Here is a 21098-nt window from a genome sequence, read left to right on the forward strand (position 1 = left end):
TGGGTGGCGAGATGATGGTCGCGCGGCATGGGGAGATAATTTACCACCCATCAGGGAGGAAGCAATGCGCGCGCAGTTACCCTTAATCCCGCTGCTGGCGCTGAGCCTGGCGGCATTTGTCACCATCGTTACTGAGGCGCTGCCCGCTGGATTGCTGACGCCGATGGCGCAGGACCTGGCCATTTCGGCGGCTGCCGCTGGGCAAAGCGTAACGGTGTATGCGGTGGGCTCATTTTTGGCTGCCATCCCATTGATGACACTGTTACAAGGCGTGCGGCGGAGGCGTCTGCTGTTGTTCACCTTGGCCGGTTTTACCGCAGCGAATCTGATCACCGCCTTGGCTAACAATTACGTTTTGCTGCTGATCGCGCGCGGCGTCGCGGGCGCTGCTGCGGGGGTGTTGTGGGCGTTGCTGGCGGGCTACGCGGCGGCTATGGCGCCAGCAGAAAAAAAGGCAAGGCCATTGCTATTGCGATGGCAGGCACGCCGCTGGCGCTTTCGGTCGGCGTCCCGCTCGGGACTTTTGTCGGTAATATCATCGGCTGGCGACTGAGCTTTATGGCGCTGAGCGGGCTGTCGCTAATGTTGATGTGGGTACTGCGTCTCACGGCGCCGGAGCAGCCTGGGAAACCGGCCCGACAACGTATGTCTCTCAGCACCGTTTCACGTTTGCCCGGCGTACGCAGCGTGCTGGCGCTAGTGCTGTGCTTCGTGGTGGCACACAACATTCTCTACACCTACATCTCTCCCTTCCTGCAATATGAGGGCTTGATGGCGCGCACCGACGCAATATTACTGCTGTTTGGCATCTGCTCGCTGATCAGTATCACCATCACCGGCCTGTTGGTGGATCGATTTTTACAGCCGCTCATGATGATGAGCATCGGCCTTTTCATCATTGCGGCGCTGCTACTGCAACTGAATGTGGTCAGTGCGCTACGAATATGGCTGGCGGTCGGGTTGTGGGGATTGGCTTTTGGCGGTGCGGCCACGCTGTTTCAAACCGCTATGGTTATGCGCGCGGATAAAGCGACTGATGTCGCACAGTCCATGTTGGTGACGGCATGGAATGTAGCAATTGCGGCTGGCGGCATGTTGGGCGGCGTGTTGCTACAAAATCTCGGTATCGGCAGTTTCGCTCCGGTGTTGTTGCTATTGTTAATCATGGCGTTTGCGGTGGCAGGGTGGTCGGGACGGCGTGCAGTTCAGGCAGAGGTTGATCCCTTGCCGTGACAATAACCGCATGATTTGTCAATGCATATTCGCCAGCATCAACCAGGCTTTTGTGATTACGCTCACAGAGGAAACCTTTATGAATATCGATTTACACGGAAAAATTGCCCTGGTAACCGCCTCTACCGGCGGCATCGGTTTTGCCATTGCACAAGGTCTGGCTGCCAGCGGAGCGGAAGTGGTGCTAAACGGACGCAGTGAAGCATCGGTCAGCCGGGCGCGCGAGAAGCTTAACGGTCTGGTGGCGGGGGCGAAAATTCATACTGCTGTCGCCGATCTCGGCAGTGCGCAGGGCGTTAAGCAACTGCTTAATGGATTGCCGCCGATCGATATTCTGGTCAATAACGCCGGGATTTACGGTCCGCAAGATTTTTATGACGTGGATGATGAAACCTGGGATGCCTATTGGCAAACCAACGTGATGTCCGGCGTGCGCCTGTCGCGGGCACTATTACCGGAGATGGTGAAGCGCGGTTGGGGCCGTGTGGTGTTCATCTCATCGGAGTCAGCATTGAACATTCCCGCCGATATGCTGCATTACGGCGTGAGTAAAACGGCACAGCTCTCGCTGGCGCGCGGTCTGGCGAAAGTGGCAGCGGGCAGCGGAGTGACGGTGAACAGCGTGTTGCCGGGCCCAACGCTCTCCGATGGCTTTGCCGCGATGATGGAAGATGAGGTGAAACGCACCGGTAAGCCGCTGGAAGAATTGGCGAAAGAGTTTGTCATGGCCCAGCGTCCAGGTTCGTTGATCCAGCGCGCTGCCACGGTTGAAGAGGTGGCGAATATGGTGGTGTATGTCTGCTCGAAACAGGCGTCAGCCACTTCCGGTGCTGCGCTGCGCGTCGATGGCGGCGTCGTGGATGATATTGTGTAGCCCCGCATACCGTGATTATTCAGGTCGCCATCAATGGCGACCCAACGTCTACGTAACTGGGTTTCGTAGGGTGCGCATTCATGTGCACCTGCATTACGCCCTAGATGGCGACCCTACGTTAAACCCGCACCGCACCACAAAGACAAAAGTTTACACTGCAAAGCTTGGTGTTTCTGCTGTAGATGCTTAAAATGCCCGCACTTTTCTCTGAGGCTGCGGCATGACGATTTCGCTATCACGCGCAAAATGGATACTGGCACTGGTTTGTCTGGTGCTGGCCTTTTGTCTCGTCCAGCGCAGCTTCAATTTGCCTTCTGCGCCTGTAGCGCAGGTCAGCGCGTCCGCACACGCTAACAGCAGTGACGATGCCGGCGGCAGCGAAAAGCCTTGCGCACTGAGCGCCAAATCGCTGAGTGCCGCCGCGCCAATCCTCGATACCGCCTTGCCTTTCCTGCTGTTGCTTTTAGCGCTGATCGCCACCTTTAGACAAACCACCACGTCCGTCGGTTACCGCCGCGCACCGCTGTTTCCGCCTCTGCGACGGCGGCATCTGACCTTCTGCGTCTTCCGGGAATAACACCTGCGCGTTGCATCGCGTAAACCCTGTTATTCACTGGAGAATTCACATGTATGTATTGATCAGGAGCGTGCTGCTCCTGCTGGCGAGCTGCGCCATCACCGTGCAGGCAGCAGATAGCGGCTGGCTGCGCAATGCGCAAAATAGCCACGCGGAAGTGCGCCTGCGTAGCGCCAGCCACAACGATAATCAGCAACTGCTGCTGGACATTCGCCTGCAACCCGGCTGGAAAACCTACTGGCGTACGCCAGGTGAAGGCGGCGTAGCGCCTGAAATCCGCTGGCAAACGCCAGATGTCAACGCGCAATGGTTCTGGCCTGCGCCCGAGCGTTTTGACGTTAGCGGCTTGACCACGCAAGGCTACAAAGGCGATATCACGCTACCGATCGCACTGGCGAACGTGTCGAGCCCACGGCTTGCAGGTACGCTGACGCTCTCAACCTGTAGCGATGTCTGCATCCTCACCGATTTCCCTTTCAGCCTCGATCTGAGGCAGCCCGCTGACACCCGTTTTGCCCGCGATTTTGCCGAAGCGATGGGGCGAATCCCGGCGGCGAGCGGCTTGACCGATCAATTAGACGCCAGCTTTGTGAATGGCGAGCTGCAGATCCGCGCGCAGCGTCAAGGCGGCTGGCAAAAACCGGAACTGTTCTTCGATTATCCCCCGGGCAGCATGCTGGCCGCACCGCACATCAGCGTGAATGGCGACATCCTCAATGCGCGCGTGGCGGTAACGGACGAATGGGGCGAAACGGCACCGGATCTGCGCGGCAAAACGCTGTCGCTGGTGGTTGCCGATGCTGGCATTGCGCAGCAAAGCGCAATACATATTGGCGCGCAAACGCTGGTGTCAGGCGCTGCGGCGCAAACTATAGGGTCGGTGTTACTGCTGGCGCTGCTTGGCGGTTTGATTCTCAACCTGATGCCGTGCGTGTTACCGGTGCTGGCGATCAAGCTCAGCAGCCTGGTTCAGCAGCAGGGGCAAACGCAGCGTCAGACGCGCCAGCAGTTTCTCGCGTCCAGCGCCGGTATCATTTTCTCCTTCCTGCTGTTGGCGCTGCTGATGACGGGATTGCGGCTCAGTGGTCAGGCGCTTGGCTGGGGCATTCAGTTCCAGAGCAGCGGCTTCCTGCTGGTGATGGTGCTGGTGATGTTCCTGTTCAGCGCCAGCCTGTTTGACCTGCTGCATTTCCGCTTGCCGTCCCGTCTGAATACCCAACTGGCGACGCAGGGCGGCGACGGCTTGCTGGGTCACTTCGGCCAGGGCGCGTTTGCCACTCTGCTCGCCACGCCGTGCAGCGCGCCGTTCCTTGGTACCGCGGTAGCCTATGCGCTGACGGCACCGCTGCCGCAGCTGTGGCTGCTGTTTGTCGCACTCGGCGTCGGCATGAGTTTGCCGTGGCTGCTGGTAGCGGCGCTGCCGGGCATGGCTCGCTGCCTGCCGCGTCCGGGGCGCTGGATGGTGCATCTGCGCACCGTGCTCGGCCTGTTTATGTTGATCGCCACGTTCTGGCTGGTGACCTTGCTGGTGCCACATTGGGGCAACACCTTCGCAGGGGGGCTGGCGGGATTGTTACTACTTGTGCTGTGTGGCTGGCTGGTGAAACGCCGGGCGTTGCAGCAGGCGGGCGTGGTGTTTATCACCCTGACGCTGGCTGGCGCACTGTTCCTGATGACGCGTATCTCGCCGGAAGAGGAGACGCTGCACTGGCAGCCACTGACCGAAGCGGCGATCCATCAGGCGCTCGAACAGGATAAACGTGTGTTTGTCGATGTCACCGCTGACTGGTGCATTACCTGCAAAGTGAATAAATCCCGCGTATTGAATCAGCCCGATGTGCGTGCGGCGCTAAAAACCGATGACGTGGTGCTGCTGCGCGGCGACTGGACGCAACCCGATCCGGCGATCGGTGAATTCCTGCAACGCCGCGATCGCGTAGCGATCCCTTTTAACCAAATTTATGGCCCGGCACTGCCGCAAGGCCAGATTTTGTCACCGCTGCTGAGTCGTGAAGCAGTGATCTCCACTCTCTCTGAGGCGAAAAAATAATGAAGAAATCCCTGTTACTGCCACTGATGTTCCTTGCTGTGCCGGCGCTGGCGGCGGCGCCTTTTACCCCTGAACAGGAAGCGCGCATTAAACAGCTGATCCGTGAAACTCTGGTGCAGAATCCATCGATTCTGGCGGAAGCGGCTGATGCATTCGATAAAGAAGCGGCGCAACAGCAGCAAAATGTGGTGGCGCAGATGGTGGAGAAAAACCGCGATGCGCTGTTCAATGACGCCGGTTCACCACGTATTGGTGCTGACAAGCCGGCGCTGACGCTGGTCTACTTCACCGATTACAACTGCGTGTTTTGTAAGAAATTTGAAACTGATATTGAAAAGCTGCTGAAAACCTATCCGCAAGTGGCGGTGGTGATTAAACCGCTGCCGTATCGTTCTGAAACCTCGCTGACATCGGCACGTCTGGCGCTCACCGTGTGGGAACAGCAGTCGACGAACTTCCTCAAATTGCATGAACGTTTAATGGCGAAAAAGGGCAACCATGATCAGGCCAGTATTGAAGCCGCATTGGCGAAAACCGGAATCACGCTGAAAGCGCCAAGCAAAGTGAGCCTTGATACCATCAACAGCAACCTGACGCTGGCCCAGCAACTCGGCGTACAGGGCACGCCAGCCACGTTGATTGGTGATCAGATGATCAGCGGCGCGGTGCCGTACGCGCAGTTGGACGCCGCCGTGAAAGGCGCGTTGCAGGCGAAGCAATGAGGCGATTAAAGCGCTGGCTGCGTGAGGCGCTGTTGCTGGTGCTGCTTGTGGCAGCGGTGTTGTGGGGCATGGATTGGCTGCGCGCGCCGCAGCTGCCTGCTGATTTGGCACAACAGCCGCTGACCTCGCTGCAAGGCGAGGTGAATCTGGCTGAACTCAGTCATGATCGACCACTGCTGGTGTACGTCTGGGCGACGTGGTGTGGCGTGTGCAAACTCACCACGCCAACCGTGGCGGCGATGAGCAAGGCGGGTACTAAGGTGGTCAGCGTAGCGCTGCGTTCCGGCAGTGATGCGCGCGTGGCGACCTGGCTAGAGAAGAAAGGGCTGCAAGGTGTGGCGATCAATGATGAGAGCGGGGCGATTGGCCAGCGCTGGGCTATCCAGGCCACGCCGACCTTTATCGTGTTGTATCAGGGTAAAGTCATCAGCACCAGCAGTGGCTGGACCAGCGGTTGGGGTCTGAAGCTACGACTTTGGTGGGCTTCCCGCTAATCTTACTGGCGGTACGTTACGGTGCCGCCAGGAAATCCTCGCGCTGCGGCGTAAAGGTATCCAGCAATACGCCCGCTTCCAGACACACGCAGCCGTGCACCATGTTCGGCGCTTTATACAACGTATCGCCGGCGCTGACTTCTTTCGTCATGCCATCAATGGTGAAGGCAAAACGTCCGGACAGCACGTAGGTGAGCTGTTCATGCGGATGGTGATGCAGCGGGCCGATGGCATCTTTCTCAAAAGTGACTTCCACCGCCATCATAGTGCCGCCATGCGCCAGAATTCGGCGTGTTACGCCGTTGCCTAAATCGTCCAGTTGGGTTGCGCTTTTATAGATAAACATGGTTTCTCCTTGCAGGTTGCATCGCGAATGTGTGACTTAACTCACAGTCAAAAAGGCAATTAGAGGCTGCATTTTAACGATCTTTGATTAAAATGAAACGGTGTTTCAATTTAATCTGAGGATGGATCATGAAAATCGCTTTGATGATGGAAAACAGCCAGGCTGCGAAGAACGCAACGGTGTTGAAAGAGCTTCAGTCTGTGGCGCAACCGCTCGGGCATCAGGTGTTTAACGTCGGCATGAGCGACGAACAGGACCACCATCTCACCTACATTCACCTCGGCATCATGGCCAACGTGCTGCTGAACAGCAAAGCGGTGGACTTTGTGGTTGCTGGTTGCGGCACCGGGCAGGGCGCGCTGATGTCGCTTAACCTGCATCCGGGCGTGGTGTGTGGTTACTGCATTGATCCCGCCGATGCCTACCTGTTTGCACAAATTAACAACGGTAACGCACTGTCGCTGCCGTTCGCCAAAGGCTTTGGCTGGGGTGCGGAACTCAACCTGCGCTTTATCTTCGAGAAAGCCTTCACCGGCGAAAAAGGACACGGCTATCCGCCGGAGCGTAAAGAGCCGCAGGTACGTAACGCAGGCTTGTTGAACGAAGTAAAAGCGGCGCTGCTGAAAGAGAATTACCTCGATTCGCTGCGCGCCATTGATCCTGAGTTGGTAAAAACCGCGCTGAGCGGACCACGTCTACAGCACGCGCTGTTTGAGCATGGCCAGAATCAGGAAATTGCTCGCTTTGTCCGTGAACTGACGCAGTAAATCAGACGCGTTTAACAACGCCAGGGAAACCTGGCGTTGTTGTTTTCATCCTGCCGCATTTTAAATCTCATTTTCCCCATCACATGTTGTCTAAATGTCGGAGAAAATGTCGGAGAAAAAAACGGTCAAACTTTCTAAAACCGCCGAAAAAATACTCTCTGCTCTGCATCATTCACCTGAGATGACGATTGCTGAACTGTCGCTAAAACTGGGCGTGAGTAGCAGGACAGTTGAACGTAATCTTAAAATTTTACAGTCACTTCACCGCCTGAAAAGAGTGGGCGCGGCGAATGGCGGCTTTTGGCGTGTATTAGCGGATGAATGCGTTCAGGCAGAATAAGAAGTGTCCATGAACTGACGCAGTAAGGTTCCCACGCTATTTGTCGAAAGGGTGCGCCATAAATGGCGTAATGCCGATCGGTTAAGCGCAGCATCAAATCACCGCTCATTTCGTAGCGGCGCGATTTATCGCGCAATGAATTGCGCCGCTACAATGTGTGCGCTCGGTAATTAGGATTTTTATCTCTTAAAGGACGAACACTACGCCATCCATGGCGCCCTTACGCTAAAACCCCGTTATCCTGCCGACTCGCATCCACCAGCATCTGCGTATACGCCACTTGCGCGCGATTGTTTACCAGCGCATCGACATCCAGCGTCTCCAGCACTTTGCCATGCTGCATCACCGCCACGCGATGGCACAGATGCGCGACCACACCGAGATCGTGCGTGACCATCAAATAGGTGAGCTTCTCCTGCTGCTGCAAATCGCTAAGCAGATTGAGGATCTCGGCCTGCACGGACACATCCAGCGCCGATGTCGGTTCATCCAGCAGCAGCACGCGCGGTTCGAGGATTAGCGCCCGGGCAATCGCGACGCGCTGACGTTGCCCGCCCGAAAGCTGGTGCGGATAGCGGGTCTGCCACGCACGGTTCAGGCCGACCTTTTCCAGCATGGCGATTACCCGCTGCTGGCGCTGGCCGATACCGTGAATCTGCAGCGGCTCCTCAAGAATGTCGCCAAGGGTATGGCGCGGATGCAGCGATCCGTAGGGATCCTGAAACACCATCTGCACGCTTCGGCAGCGTTCGCGAGCGATACGATGCTCCAGCGGCACGCCATCGATAGCCAGTTCGCCCTGCCAATGGGTAAACAGCCCGGCGAGGCACTTCAGCACCGTGGTTTTGCCGGAGCCCGACTCGCCAACCAAACCAAAAATCTCGCCCTGACGAATCGACAAATTGACGTCAAACAGCACCTGATTACGCCGCTCCTCCTCGCCAAAACTGAGGTTGAGATTATTTATGCGGATCATCTCGTTCATCGTCGCTCCTTAGGGTTGTAGCCAGCTGGCCTGACGTTGCAGCACGGGCAGACGCGCGCGCCGCTGATCCATGTCCGGTAGCGCGGCGAGTAAGCCTTGCGTATACGAATGTTGGGCGTGGTCAAGCTCGTTGGCGGCTAATGATTCCACTACGCGGCCGGCATACATCACCAGCACGCGGTCACAGAAACGCCGCACCAGATTGATGTCGTGACTGATAAAAATCAGCCCCAGGCCGCGCTGTTTCACCAAATCGTCCAGCAGCGCCAGCACCTGCAAACGCACTGAAACGTCCAGCGCCGAAGTGGGTTCATCGGCAATCAGCAATTCAGGATCGGTAATCAGCATCATGGCGATCATCACCCGTTGTCCCTGACCGCCAGAAATCTCGTGCGGATAACATTGATAGATACGCCCCGGATCGCGCACCTGTACCACTTCAAGCATTTCCATCGCCCGTTGCCGCGCAACGTCACGCTGGCCGGGATGATGACTGCGCCAGGCTTCGGCAATCTGCTCACCCACGCGTACCACTGGATTTAGTGAGTATTTCGGATCCTGCATAATCATTGAGATGCGTTTGCCGCGAATGGCACGCATCTGTTTCGGCGTGGCGCGCAGCAGATCCACGTCACCAAACTGCATGCGCTGTGCCGTGACCTGTGCGCTGCGCGGATGCAGCTGTAACAGCGCGCGGCCCACGGTGGATTTGCCCGAACCGGATTCGCCCACAATCGCCAGTTTCTCCTTACCCAACTGGAAGGAGATGCCCCGCACCGCGGGCGTTACCAGGCGGCCATTGACGAAATTGACCTGTAAATCCTGCACGTCGAGCAACGGAGCAGCGCTATTCGCTGCGGGGATCGAGGATGTCACGTAAGCCATCTCCTAAGAAGTTGAACGCTAAGCTATTGATCAGAATCGCCAGACCCGGCACCGTCACCACCCACCAACACTCAAGCATGTAGGTGCGGCCGCTGGCGATCATCGCACCCCATTCCGGATCCGGTGGCTGCGCGCCCAAACCGAGAAAACCCAGCCCGGCAGCGGTAAGAATGATGCCCGCCATGTTCATGGTGATACGGATAATCACCGACGGCAGGCACAGCGGCACAATGTGTTTCCACAAAATGCGCAGCGATGACGCGCCTTGCAAACGCACTGCCGAGACAAAATCGGCCTGACGCAGCGACAATGCTTCAGCACGAGCCAGTCGGGCAATCGGCGGCCAGGCGGTGAGCGTGATGGCGATGACGACATGTTCCAGTCCCGGACCGAGCGCGGCGACAAACGCTAGCGCCAGCACCAGGCTGGGGAAGGAGATGAAGATGTCGGTGACGCGCATTAATACGCTATCGACTTTGCCGCCGAAGTAACCGGCGGTGACGCCGAGCAGCAGACCTAGCGGGCCAACCGTGATCGACACCAGCAACACGATATACAGCGTGATGCGCGCGCCCCACACCAGGCGGCTAAAGATATCGCGACCAAATTCATCGGTGCCAAACCAGTGCTGCGCGTTGGGCGGCGTCAGCGCATTATTGAGATCCTGAATCAGCGGATGATAGGGCGCGATCCAGGGGGCAAATAGCGCGACCACCAGCAGCAGCAAAATGATGCCGCCGCCAATTGCGGTTAACGGGTTGCGCGCCATTTGCCAGAGAAAATGGCCAATACGTGCACCGGTGCGGCGACAGCGCGCCAGCCGTTCGCGCGTCTGGCTGGCTAGTGGCGTATCAAGAGAAATCGTCATACTTTGGTCCTCGGATCGAACACCTGATAGAGCAGGTCAGAGAGCAGATTGAGCAGCACGAAAATCAGGCCGACCACCAGCACGCAGCCCATCACCGCATTCATATCGCCGAGCATCAAACTGCCGGTGAGATAGGAACCAAAACCGGGCCACGAGAACACGGTTTCAATTAGCACCGCGCCTTCCAGCAGCGAGCCGTACGCCAGCGCTACCACCGTCAGCAGCTGCACCAAAATATTGCGGAACGCATGCTGCCAAATGACTTGCCATTCGCTAAGACCTTTCACCCGCGCCGTCAAAATAAACTCCTGCGACAGTTGCGCCAGCATAAAGCTGCGCGTCATGCGGCTGATATAAGCCAGCGAGTGAAAGCCGAGCAGGGACGCGGGCAGAATCAGATGATTGAGCGCATTGCTGAACACCGTGAAGTTGCCCACCAGCAAAGCATCGATCAGCAGAAAACCGGTGCGACGCGGCACAATGCCATCCAGACTGAAATCGACGCGGCCGGCGCCGCCGACCCAGCCGAGATGGGCATAAAACAGCAGCAGGCCGACCATACCCACCCAGAAGATCGGCGTTGAATAGCCCGCCAGGCTGATAATACGCACCAGATAGTCAATCACGCTGTTGCGGCGCGCGGCAGCCCATACGCCGAGCGGGACGCCAAGGCCGGTACCAATCACAATCGCCAGCGTCGCCAGCTCCACCGTGGCCGGGAAGACGCGCAGGATGTCGTTGATCACCGGTTGTCCGGTCAGCAGCGCCAGCCCAAGATTGCCGTGCAGTAGGCCTTGCAGATAGATACCAAACTGCACCCACAGCGGTTTATCGAAGCCGAGTTGATGATAAACCTGCTGATAAGTATTGTGATCGGCATCTGGCCCGACTATCGCCAGCACCGGATCAAGCGGCATCACGCGACCGATAAAGAAGGTCAGTAGCAGCAGGCCAAACAGGGTGATGGCCACCTGTACGGTGCGGCTACGCAAGCGTCGCCAGTGACTTTTTGTCAGCTTCATTGCGCACCTCCTGCCAGACTGTCTGGCGTTTTCCATACGTCACGCAGGAAGGTGGTGGCCGATGGATGCGGCACGTAATCCTGCACCCGATTGTTTACCACCACCGAATCCGTCATTTGTGAGATCGGCATGAGCGCCGGGATCAGCTGGTCGTAGCGCTGTTGGATAGCGAAATAATCCTGCTGCTGCTGTTTTACATCGCGCTCCAGCAGCGCTTTATCGATCATGCTGTTCAATTGCGCATCATAGAAACCGGTGCGCCAGCCCTGAAAATTGGTGAGTCGCGCGCTGTCGGCGTTATTGGGGTTATACACCAGCGCGCGCAGGCTGGAGTGCGGATGCGGCTCCACGCCGCTGCCGCCGCGTCCCACCAGCAGGTTGAACTGCCGCTCGCGCATGGCACCGTAAATCTGGTTGCCGGTACCGGTGATGATTTTGGCGCGAATTCCGCCCTGCATCAGCGTGGACTGAATGGCGATGGCGACATTGAGGAACGGCTGATCGGCCAACACGCGGAGCGTGGTATCAAAGCCGTTGGGATACCCCGCAGCGGCGAGCAGTGCCCTGGCGCGTGGCACATCCAGCTTATAGCCAGGATCGGGCAGCGTCGCCGGCATGCCGGATTGAATTGGCCGCTGATGCAGCGTGCCGTAGCCGGCCATCAGCGTTTTGTTAATCCCCTGATAATCCACCAGATAACGCAGCGCTTCGCGCACCTGCGGATGGGCGAAGTGATCGTCCTTCATACTCATCGCCAGGTAATAAATCGTGCCTTTTTGTACCGCATCGATGGTGAGGTCGGGGTCGTGACGCAACGCCTTCACATCGGGGATCGCCATGTTGCTGGCAATATCGAGGTCGCCTTTCTCCATCATCAGGCGCAAGGTTTGCGACTCCTGCAGATGGCGGAACACCACGCGCGTTAGCTTAGGCGCACCGCGCCAGTAGTTGGCATCGCGGCTGATGCGCAGCACATCTTTGGCCTGCCACACATCAAGGCGAAACGGCCCGGAACCCGCTTCGTGGGTGGTGAGCCAGCGATTACCCCAATCGTTATTCACTGCTTGCGCCTGCACGGTTTTGCTGTCAAGCACCACCATGCTGCCGAGCGCCGCCAGTGAGTAAAGCACCAGCTTAGGATCGTTGGCCTTAGGTAGGCGAATCACCACCGTGCGCGCGTCCGGCGCGGTGATCATCTGGTCCACGTTCTCTTTGCTGAAGCCGTAAGATTTCCACACCGACGCCTGCGCCAGATTGAGGTGCAGCACGCGGCGCATTGACCAGATCACATCGGCGCTGCTCAGTGGATTGCCGGAGTGGAAGGTGACATTGTCACGTAAATGGAAGGTCAGTTGTCGGTTGTCGGGGCTGATCTCCCAGCGCTCCGCCAGCGCGGGTCGCACGCTGGTGAGCTGCTGCGGATCCAACTCGACTAAACCGTCGTAGAGATTGACGACAATGCCGACCACTTCGTTGCCGGTCATGGCGGCAGGATCCAGCGTGAGTAAGTTGTTCATGTTCATACCCACGATCAGCTGGTCGTCCGGCGTGGCCGCCAGTAATGACGGGCTGCAGGTGAGCAGCAGCAGCGCGGCGCACCACGCTCTGCATCGGTGTACTAGATTCATAAGCAAAGTCCAGCAGGTCAGAGGTTTATAGTTTTTTGCCGTACTGCTTGTGTTTGGCGCTTACCAGCGATTAAGCGTATGCGTCTCAATCCACGCGAAATTGATGTCCTCCCCAAGGCCATGGCGCGTTGGCAGATGGACGAAACCGTCTGCATCCATCGGGTCAACTAGCGAGTTGAGATAGGCGGGCGGCTGTTCATAATCGAGGAATGGATGCAGCAGACCGCGTTCGTACCAGCGGCAGTTACGGATGGCACCGACTACCGCGATGCTGGCGGCGCCATTGCCATGCACTTCGCAATCCATGCCGAAGGCTTCGGCGAGGCTGGCGACCTTCATGGTGGCGGAGATGCCGCCGACGCCGTTGGCTCCGGCGCGCAGAATGTCACAGGCACTGGCGCGTACCCAATCGGCACGACTATGATGCTTGCCACCGAGACTTTCCGGGCCGAGTACGTCAATGCTGAGGTTTTCCGCCAGCCAGGCGTACGACGCCATACTTTCCTCTTCCATCGGCTCTTCGAACCAGGCGAAGTTGAGTTTTTCCAGCGCTTTACCAATGGTGAGCGCATCGCTGCGGCTGTACCAGTGATAGCCGTCGAGCATCAGGGCAATGTCCGGACCGACCGCTTCACGCACCGCGGCACAGGCTTTGATGTCCATTTGTGGGCTAGGGGCGAACGAGACCGGCGGCATCCAGGTATGCAATTTGATGGCCTGATAACCGCGTGCCACCAGCTTTTCAGCAAACTGCGCATATTCGTCGGGAGTGGATAATCCGCCTTCCAGCTCATCGCCACACATGGTGCTGCCGTAAGCCGGAATTTTCTCACGATAGCCACCGAGCAGCTTATGCACCGGCTGCTTGAGTTTGCGGCCAATCAAATCCCACAGCGCCTGTTCCACTGCGGATAACGCGCGTTCAGTGAGCTGATGGGCGCTACCGCGCTGCCAGTGCACCAAATCCTGCCACAAGCGTTCGCGATCAAAAGCATTTTGCCCAATCAGCACTTTACGGAAGAAGGCGTTAACCACGTGCGGACGAATCACTTCTGCAGGGGCGAAGGCATAGCCGCAATCGCCATCTTCGCTGGTGAGGGTGAGCAGCGCCATTTGGGCATCGGTCTCTGCGCCCGGATGGGAATGCCCGGCGCTGTCAGAGACGCGGCGCGTAGGGTAGCTAAACAGGGTGACATCAATGGCACTGATCTTCACGGTAACTCCTCCGTCAATTCGTTGGCATGCCCAAACTGGGCATTAACATGAAAAATAAAACGCCGTTTCATTTTGTAATTTAGCGTTCACATTTTGTTTACGCATTAGCCAAAGCGCGGGATAGAACGGCGATTAATTGTGCATTTGCCTGGCATGCTGTGAGCGTTTTCACGAATGAGGGGCGTTTTGTGAGCGATTGCACAGTGGTGAACACGCGGCTGAATGTAAAAAAATGTGTCTCGAGGGCTTTTCATTTTCCGTCAGCCAGGTAATAGTGACGCCGTGAAATTTAATAATAATCATTCTCATTACGGGTAGATCGAATGAAAACATGGCTGTTTGCACTGGGACTACTGGCGGTGGCGAGTCACGCTTCTGCTAAAACAATTACTGATGTGGCGGGACGACAGGTTGAAGTGAAAGAGGAGTCCAAACGCATCATTCTGGGTGAAGGACGTCAGATGTATCTGTTGGCGGCGTTTGATACCGCCGCGCCGTTCCAGCGCGTGGTTGGCTGGCGTGATGATTTCCACAAAGCCGATTACGACGGCTATATGGCGTATGAAAAGAAATATCCGCAGATCAAAAAGCTGCCGACCTTTGGTGGTGCGAAAGATGGCACCTTTAACGTCGAGCAGGCGCTGACGTTGAAGCCCGATTTGGTGCTGATGAACCTCGAATCTAAAGCGGCAACCGATGAAGGTAAGCTGATCGAGAAGTTACAAGCGGTGGGCGTGCCGGTGGTATTTATCGACTTCCGCGAGAAGCCGATGGAACATGCCGAGCAAAGCATTCGCATCATGGGCGAGTTGGTCAACAATCCGCAGCGCGCGGAACAGATCGTCGCGTTCCGTCGTGCGCAAATCGAAAAGGTGACCGATCGCCTGAAGAACTTTAACGGTACGCGCCCGAAAGTGATGATTGACCGCGCTGGCGGTTACACAGATGAGTGCTGCATGTCGTTTGGTAACGAGAACTTTGGTCAGATGGTTGAGCTGGCGGGTGGCAGTAATATTGCCAAAGATCTGATTCCGGGCACCTTCGGCACGCTCAATCCAGAGCAGATCATCGCCAGCCGTCCGGATGTGGTGGTGGTCACAGGCGCGAACTGGAAAAACTACAACACCGTCGGCAAATGGGTTGGCGTGGGTCCGGGTGCGGATGTCAAAGAAGCGGCGGCGCGTTTGCAACTGCTCATGATGCGTGATGCTTTTAAAACGCTGCCGGTGGCGCATAACGGTAACGCGCATGCCATCTGGCACCAGTTCTACGACAGCCCGTATCAGTTTGTCGCGATCCAGGCGCTGGCGAAGTGGCTGCATCCTGAACTGTTTGCCGATCTCGATCCGGACGCCACGTTCCGTGAGTTTCATGAAAAGTTTCTGCCATTGCCGTATCAGCCCGGTTATTGGGTAACCCTGCCGGTAGATAAGTCTTAAGTTTGAGCATGTTAGATAAGTGTTAAACGTTACTGTTTATCTTTACTAATATTTCACAGGTGGTTGCACGTTGTTTCAAAAAAGCGAAACGCGTGCAGCCTCTGATGACAATACGGTAAAAGGGAGAGAGTAATGTTTCATACCTCAGGAAGATCGGTGTTCGGTGTGACGTTGTATACGCTGCTGGAACCGTTGCCGCTGGGCTTTTTTGTTGCCGCCTGGTTTTTCGATATCCTCTATTTGCAAACCTTCGTCATCATGTGGACCAAATCTGCCAGTTGGCTGATCACTCTCGGTCTGGTGCTGGCCATCCTGCCACGTTTAATCAGTTTGGTTTATTTATTCCGCGGCGCGCGGCCGAATGAAAAAACCCATTTCTGGCTGTCGCTGCTGGCGATCGTGCTGGCGGTGGTCAATGCCTTTATTCACAGCCGCGATGCGTATGCCGTGGTGCCAATGGGCATAACGCTGTCGACGCTGGTGGTGGCGCTGCTGCTGATCGCGAACGTGCAGCTGGTGCTGCGCGAACGTCGCACACAAGGAGGTCGCGTATGAAACACCTACTCAGCGCGGTAGCCATCGCGATGTTGCTGAGCGCCTGTGACGACGGGGCGCTGATTGAGCCACAAAAGCAAATTGGGCCGAATCCTGAACTGCCGCAGGCGCAGAACTTCTTTATGCCGCCGATGCAGGTGCCGGAAGGCACGCCGTGGAAAGCCGGAGAGATGCCGCAAGTGGCGGATGGGTTGAAGATCGAAAAGATCGCCGATAACTTGCAGCATCCACGTCAAGTATTGGTGCTGCCTAACAATGATGTGCTGGTAGCGGAATCCAATGGCATGCCTAAACCGACCACCGCGCCTAAACAGCTGATCATGGGCATTGTGCAGAAAGCGTCTGGCAAAGGCGGCGAGGGGGGAAATCGCATTACCTTGTTGCGTAACGTTAACGGTAAATGGGAACAACATCGCTTCATTGATAACCTGACGGCGCCGTTTGGTATGCAGCTGGTGGGTAATACCTTGTATGTGGCGAATGCCGATAGTCTGGTGAAATTCCCCTATGAAACCGGACAAACTGAGATCCGCACGCCGCCGGTGGAAGTGACCGAACTGCCGGGTGGACCGATTAACCATCACTGGACCAAATCGCTGCTCGCCAGCCCGGACGGCAGCAAGTTGTATGTTGGCGTGGGATCCAACAGCAACGTGACGGAAAACGGCATTGGCGAAGAGTATCGCCGCGCGGCGGTGCTGGAGGTGGATGCGGCCAGCGGTGCCAGCCGGATTTATGCCAGCGGCCTGCGCAATCCAACTGGATTGCAGTGGGAGCCGCAGAGCGGCAAGCTGTGGGCGATTGTGAATGAACGCGACGAAATCGGTTCTGATTTAGTGCCGGATTACATGACGTCGGTGCAGGACAAAGGCTTCTACGGCTGGCCGTACAGCTATTATGGCCAGCACGTTGATGAGCGCGCGCAGCCGCAACGGCCGGACCTGGTGGCGAAGGCGATCAAACCGGATTACGCCCTGAGCTCGCACGTTGCACCACTCGGCCTGTTGTTCTACGGTGCGGATAATATGCCGCAGTATCGCGGCGGGGCATTTATCAGCGAGCACGGCAGCTGGAACCGCACGCCGCTCAACGGCTATCAGGTTGTGTGGGTGAAATTCGAAAACGGTAAACCGGTGGGACAGCCGCAGCCAGTGGTAACCGGATTTCTTACCGACGATCAGAAGCAGGTGCGTGGTTTACCGGTGGGCTTAGCCACCGACCAGCAAGGCGGCGTGTTGATTGCGGATGATGCGGGAAATAGCGTCTGGCGAATCAGTTCCGCCCGATAAGCCATCGCAGGCAATAAAAAAGGATTTGGCGTTAAGCCAAATCCTTTTTTTTATGTTCGCTATTCGGCGGGTAACCGCGTCGCGAACGGGGTGCTCAGCACTCCTCACAAAGCCGATGATAAAATGTGCGGCGAGATATTTCAAGTTTTGCAATAATACTGTATGGTTATACAGGTGTTGAGTGACGAGCGAAGCCTCATTGTTTTGCTGATGACTCCAGGGGCGCGGATAGTCAAATCCCGGCAGGTTTCAGGTGGTGCTGGCCTGTGGCTTTCACAATGAGAGCCGCTCAGCACTCCTCACAATTGTGCTTAGGCGGTCGGCGGGTGGAGTCAAAGCCTCGGCAGCTGAAAGGCGCGCTCCTCTCAGAGGAGAAGGAAAGTGATTGAAATTGTTCGATTGCTGCTGGACATCGTCCGCATCATTCTTCAAATCATCGTTGCCCTTATGCAACTGACCGGTCAGGCACACTGATCGGAACTTGAGACAAGGCGGAGCTCACCCCTCCGCCTTTTTTCGTTTGGATCAAAAACCGCTGCGCTAAAAACGCTACTATCCTCATCTCATTCTTACTGCGAGGAAGTGCATCATGGCAATCACGTTCGGGCCGATCTCCGCGCCGGTGAAATTCAGTGATGTTGAACCGGTTTTTCTCTCGGATGACACGCTTTTGCAGCGCAAAAACGCGCTGCTGGCGGGCATGCAGCGTGAAGGTTTTGACACGCTGGTGATCTATGCCGACAAGGAGCACGGCGGCAATTTCGAATATCTCAGCGGCTTTATCCCGCGTTTCGAAGAAGGGCTGCTGCTGCTGGATAAGAGCGGAGATTGCACGCTGGTGCTAGGCAATGAAAATCTCAAGATGGCACGCTTTTCCCGCATCCCTGCCACGCTGGTGCATACGCCGTACTTCTCGCTGCCCAACCAGCCGATGGATAATGAAGCGCCGCTGGAAAGTCTTTTCAAAGACGCTGGCCTGGATACCCGCAATAAAGTCGGGCTGGTTGGCTGGAAAATGTTCACGCCAGCCGCCGGCAAGGGGCGCACAATGTTTGATTTACCGTACTTCATTGTGGAAGCGATCACGCGCACGCTGAAAGACGACGCCGTTGTAGAAAATGCCGTCCACCTGTTTATCGGCGATAACGGCGCACGCACCACCTGCAATGCCAATGAAATTGCGCATTACGAATACGGTGCCAATCTCGCGTCAAATTGCATGCTGGATGCGCTGAATGCCATTGAGGTTGGCGTGCGTGAAACCGAGTTGGGTGCGTTGCTCACCGCGGAAGGGCAGAACAATACGGTGGTGACTATCGCGGCCACCGGCAGCCGTTTCGACAAGGCGAATCTCTATCCCAGCTACAAACAAGTACAGCGCGGCGATCCGCTTTCTCTGACGACCGCTTACAAAGGCGGCCTTTCCAGCCGTAGCGGTTTTGTCATTGCCGAACAAAGCGAACTGCCGCCAGACCAGCAAGATTATCTGGAGCGCATCGCCAAACCCTATTTCTCCGCAGTGGTCGGCTGGCTGGAAAATATTCGTTGCGGCATGAGCGGTGGCGCGCTGTATGCGCTGATCGAACAAATTTTGCCCAAAGCCCGTTTCGGCTGGCATCTCAATCCGGGACATCTGGTGGCGGATGAAGAGTGGATGTCTTCGCCGATTTATCACGCTTCCACTGAACTGCTGAAAAGCGGCATGATGCTGCAGATTGATATCATCCCGTCCGTGCCCGGCTATAACGGGGCCAGCGCCGAAGAGTGCGTGGTGCTGGCCGATACGGCGCTACAAACCAGTATCCGCACCCATTATCCGGCGCTATGGCAGCGCATCGAAACCCGCCGCCGTTATCTGCGGGAAACGATCGGTATTCAGCTGAGCGATGAAATCTTGCCGTTGTCGAACAGCGTGGCTTATCTGAGACCGTTCTTTTTGGCGAAAGATTTGGCGCTAAGCGTGGAGAAGTAAGAAGGCTATTCTGGTCGCCATCAATGGCAATCCTAAGATGGAACAAGGCGCGCATTCATGCGTGCCTGCTTGAGAGTATTAATTCATTCCCTTATATTTTATCGCTTCAATCAATTTCTCAAATGCGGCGGTGTGCTGTTTGCGGCTCGGATAATACAGATAATATCCGCTAAAAGGTTCGCACCAGTCTTCAAGCAGGGATTGCAGTTCGCCATTGGCAATGTGTTGTTTGACGGTATCTTCGGGTACATAGGCAATACCCATGCCGGAAAGCACTGCATCAATTCGTGAGGCCAGATTATTAAAGATCAGCTGCCCTTCAACTTTAACGCGAATATCTTTGCCATCTTTGCTGAATTCCCAACTGTATAATCCGCCGAGCGTGGGAAGACGCATATTAATACAGTTATGATTTTGCAATTCATAAGGCGTCTGCGGGATACCGTTTTTTTGCAGATAGTCAGGCGATGCCACCGCCACCATTTTCCAGTCCGGGCCAATGCGCACCGCCACCATATCTTTCTCAATACTCTCGCCTAAGCGCACCCCGGCATCGAAACGCCCGCTGACAATATCGGTTAAGGTGTTATCGACAGAGAGTTCGACATTTACTTGCGGATAGGCTTGCAAAAATGGCTTTAGCAACGGCCACAAAGTGGAAGACAGTGCATGTTCGCCGGCGGTAATACGAATATTCCCCGACGGCTTCCCCTGATTATCGCTCAGTTGCAGCAGCGCTTTCTCAATATCGGCCATCATCGGTGCCACGCTTTGAATCAGGTTTTCACCGGCTTCGGTCGGCGCGACACTGCGCGTGGTGCGCGTTAATAAACGCGTATTTAATCGCTCTTCAAGACCGCGGATCGAGTGGCTCAACGCCGATTGTGACACGCCTAATTTGGCCGCAGCGCGCGTGAAGCTGCATTCGCGCGCCACCATCACTAAATAAATCAGATCGTTGAAGTTTTCCCGTAGCATGGCTTTACCTTTAATTTGCTGGCGACCAACCGCATCAACTGTTGGGATTGCGGGTCGCGTACAGCGGCCAGGATTCAAACAGATAACCATCGAAATCAATATCATCAACGTCTGAAAATTCCAGCAGACGTTGTTTCACGTTTTCCAGGTGTTGCCACATCGCCAGTTTGGCGGCGCGCGCGTCTTTCTTGATCAACGTTGCGAGGATCTTTTTGTGATCGTCGAGCCATTGTTTGCGGTAATCGTTGTTGACCAGATGACGATGCAGCTGGCTCCACATCACGTTATCTTCGCGCCATTGCCAGGATTGCTTAAACAGCTCAACCAGCATGCTATTATGGGTGGCTTCGGCAATGGCCAGATGGAAATTGCGGTCGCCGTGTTCACTTTGGTTGACCGATCCTGAAGCCAACTCTTTCTCTTCCAGCTCCAGCGCCTGACGCATCTTTATGATGTCTTCGCGCGTGGCCTGTAGCGCGGCAAACTCGGCGATATTGCTCTCCAGCAGCTGACGCGCCTGCAACATTTCAAACGGTCCGGCATCGTTGCTGGCCTTGTGAAGTGAAACCGCTTGCTGCGGCGAATCGTGAATCACAAAGATGCCGGCACCGCGACGCACCTCGATTAATCCTTCCAGCTCCAGCATGATCAGCGCTTCACGCACCAGCGTGCGCGTCACATCCAGCAACGCCGCGAGTTCGCGCTCCGGCGGCAGCCGTTCGCCCACGGCATACTGCTTCTGCGTGATCATCTGGCGGAGCATTTCCCCGACTTCCTGATAAGGGCGCTGTGCTGAAGTTTGAGTTTTCATCGTGCTCTTTTCTGTGTGTTAATGGGTTCACAACCTCTGATACAGCCT

Annotated in this window: 20 protein-coding genes and 1 pseudogene; 12 read left to right on the forward strand and 9 right to left on the reverse strand. The window is 56.2% G+C overall.

Annotation, left to right across the window (positions count from 1 at the left end):
* The first annotated feature begins 64 nt into the window (after positions 1 to 64).
* The 6 genes and pseudogenes from ACRQ84_RS04945 (at position 65) to ACRQ84_RS04970 (ending at position 5950) form a co-directional block, all read left to right on the forward strand.
* A pseudogene (locus ACRQ84_RS04945) lies at positions 65 to 1233 on the forward strand (MFS transporter).
* A 79-nt stretch (positions 1234 to 1312) separates the two neighbouring features.
* The gene (locus tag ACRQ84_RS04950) at positions 1313 to 2107 is read left to right on the forward strand and encodes an SDR family NAD(P)-dependent oxidoreductase (protein ID WP_483817324.1); all 795 of its coding nucleotides are present in this window, start codon (positions 1313 to 1315) and stop codon (positions 2105 to 2107) included.
* A gap of 220 nt (positions 2108 to 2327) precedes the next feature.
* Entirely contained in the window at positions 2328 to 2684 is a 357-nt protein-coding gene (locus tag ACRQ84_RS04955) for a hypothetical protein (RefSeq protein ID WP_064741138.1), read from the forward strand.
* Between the two features lie 49 nt (positions 2685 to 2733).
* Positions 2734 to 4734: a protein-disulfide reductase DsbD family protein gene (locus ACRQ84_RS04960; RefSeq protein ID WP_483817325.1), complete on the forward strand. Its 2001-nt coding sequence runs from the start codon at positions 2734 to 2736 to the stop codon at positions 4732 to 4734.
* Entirely contained in the window at positions 4734 to 5456 is a 723-nt protein-coding gene (locus tag ACRQ84_RS04965; protein WP_483817326.1) for a DsbA family protein, read from the forward strand. Before ACRQ84_RS04960 ends, ACRQ84_RS04965 begins: the two co-directional genes overlap by 1 nt.
* On the forward strand, positions 5453 to 5950 hold the full coding sequence (locus ACRQ84_RS04970; protein WP_483817327.1) for a protein disulfide oxidoreductase: 498 nt from the start codon (positions 5453 to 5455) through the stop codon (positions 5948 to 5950). The genes ACRQ84_RS04965 and ACRQ84_RS04970 overlap by 4 nt, the downstream gene beginning before the upstream one ends.
* 16 nt (positions 5951 to 5966) lie before the next feature.
* On the opposite strand, the gene ACRQ84_RS04975 is transcribed toward ACRQ84_RS04970, so the two are convergent.
* Positions 5967 to 6296: a cupin domain-containing protein gene (locus tag ACRQ84_RS04975; protein WP_483817328.1), complete on the reverse strand. Its 330-nt coding sequence runs from the start codon at positions 6294 to 6296 to the stop codon at positions 5967 to 5969.
* A 128-nt stretch (positions 6297 to 6424) separates the two neighbouring features.
* Here ACRQ84_RS04975 and ACRQ84_RS04980 point away from each other — a divergent pair, with 128 nt between their 5' ends.
* Positions 6425 to 7063 (forward strand): RpiB/LacA/LacB family sugar-phosphate isomerase, encoded by a 639-nt coding sequence (locus tag ACRQ84_RS04980; protein ID WP_064741143.1) that lies wholly within the window; start codon positions 6425 to 6427, stop codon positions 7061 to 7063.
* 106 nt (positions 7064 to 7169) lie between these two features.
* Positions 7170 to 7403 carry an HTH domain-containing protein gene (locus ACRQ84_RS04985; RefSeq protein WP_483817329.1) on the forward strand — a complete coding sequence of 78 codons (234 nt, stop codon included), beginning with the start codon at positions 7170 to 7172 and terminating at the stop codon, positions 7401 to 7403.
* 220 nt (positions 7404 to 7623) lie between these two features.
* Here the strand turns inward: ACRQ84_RS04985 and ACRQ84_RS04990 are convergent, their stop codons facing one another.
* The 6 genes from ACRQ84_RS04990 to ACRQ84_RS05015 are packed head-to-tail and all read right to left on the reverse strand — an operon-like array spanning position 7624 to position 14006.
* Complete coding sequence (locus ACRQ84_RS04990; protein WP_483817885.1) at positions 7624 to 8379, reverse strand: ABC transporter ATP-binding protein; 756 nt, start codon at positions 8377 to 8379, stop codon at positions 7624 to 7626.
* 18 nt (positions 8380 to 8397) lie between these two features.
* Positions 8398 to 9264 (reverse strand): ABC transporter ATP-binding protein, encoded by an 867-nt coding sequence (locus tag ACRQ84_RS04995; RefSeq protein WP_483817330.1) that lies wholly within the window; start codon positions 9262 to 9264, stop codon positions 8398 to 8400.
* Positions 9236 to 10141: an ABC transporter permease gene (locus ACRQ84_RS05000; protein WP_176972282.1), complete on the reverse strand. Its 906-nt coding sequence runs from the start codon at positions 10139 to 10141 to the stop codon at positions 9236 to 9238. The genes ACRQ84_RS04995 and ACRQ84_RS05000 overlap by 29 nt, the downstream gene beginning before the upstream one ends.
* Entirely contained in the window at positions 10138 to 11163 is a 1026-nt protein-coding gene (locus ACRQ84_RS05005; RefSeq protein ID WP_064741146.1) for an ABC transporter permease, read from the reverse strand. Before ACRQ84_RS05005 ends, ACRQ84_RS05000 begins: the two co-directional genes overlap by 4 nt.
* On the reverse strand, positions 11160 to 12791 hold the full coding sequence (locus tag ACRQ84_RS05010) for an ABC transporter substrate-binding protein (protein ID WP_064741147.1): 1632 nt from the start codon (positions 12789 to 12791) through the stop codon (positions 11160 to 11162). The genes ACRQ84_RS05005 and ACRQ84_RS05010 overlap by 4 nt, the downstream gene beginning before the upstream one ends.
* 60 nt (positions 12792 to 12851) lie before the next feature.
* Positions 12852 to 14006 carry a mandelate racemase family protein gene (locus tag ACRQ84_RS05015; RefSeq protein WP_483817331.1) on the reverse strand — a complete coding sequence of 385 codons (1155 nt, stop codon included), beginning with the start codon at positions 14004 to 14006 and terminating at the stop codon, positions 12852 to 12854.
* 323 nt (positions 14007 to 14329) lie between these two features.
* Here ACRQ84_RS05015 and ACRQ84_RS05020 point away from each other — a divergent pair, with 323 nt between their 5' ends.
* The 4 genes from ACRQ84_RS05020 (at position 14330) to ACRQ84_RS05035 (ending at position 19261) form a co-directional block, all read left to right on the forward strand.
* Positions 14330 to 15445: an ABC transporter substrate-binding protein gene (locus ACRQ84_RS05020; protein ID WP_483817332.1), complete on the forward strand. Its 1116-nt coding sequence runs from the start codon at positions 14330 to 14332 to the stop codon at positions 15443 to 15445.
* A 132-nt stretch (positions 15446 to 15577) separates the two neighbouring features.
* Entirely contained in the window at positions 15578 to 16000 is a 423-nt protein-coding gene (locus tag ACRQ84_RS05025) for a DUF2231 domain-containing protein (protein ID WP_064741150.1), read from the forward strand.
* Positions 15997 to 17289 (forward strand): PQQ-dependent sugar dehydrogenase, encoded by a 1293-nt coding sequence (locus tag ACRQ84_RS05030; protein ID WP_483817333.1) that lies wholly within the window; start codon positions 15997 to 15999, stop codon positions 17287 to 17289. The genes ACRQ84_RS05025 and ACRQ84_RS05030 overlap by 4 nt, the downstream gene beginning before the upstream one ends.
* A 589-nt stretch (positions 17290 to 17878) precedes the next feature.
* Positions 17879 to 19261 carry a M24 family metallopeptidase gene (locus ACRQ84_RS05035; protein WP_155726424.1) on the forward strand — a complete coding sequence of 461 codons (1383 nt, stop codon included), beginning with the start codon at positions 17879 to 17881 and terminating at the stop codon, positions 19259 to 19261.
* Positions 19262 to 19339: 78 nt separating this feature from the next.
* Here ACRQ84_RS05035 and ACRQ84_RS05040 read toward each other — a convergent pair whose 3' ends face one another.
* Both ACRQ84_RS05040 and uxuR read right to left on the reverse strand, forming a co-directional pair.
* Positions 19340 to 20239 (reverse strand): LysR family transcriptional regulator, encoded by a 900-nt coding sequence (locus ACRQ84_RS05040; protein ID WP_483817334.1) that lies wholly within the window; start codon positions 20237 to 20239, stop codon positions 19340 to 19342.
* 34 nt (positions 20240 to 20273) lie between these two features.
* Entirely contained in the window at positions 20274 to 21050 is a 777-nt protein-coding gene (uxuR, locus tag ACRQ84_RS05045; RefSeq protein ID WP_073991707.1) for a Uxu operon transcriptional regulator, read from the reverse strand.
* Between the last annotated feature and the right edge of the window lie 48 nt (positions 21051 to 21098).

This window comes from Pantoea sp. E2023-21 (assembly GCF_051302795.1).
GTDB classification, from domain to species: domain Bacteria; phylum Pseudomonadota; class Gammaproteobacteria; order Enterobacterales; family Enterobacteriaceae; genus Pantoea; species Pantoea ludwigii_A.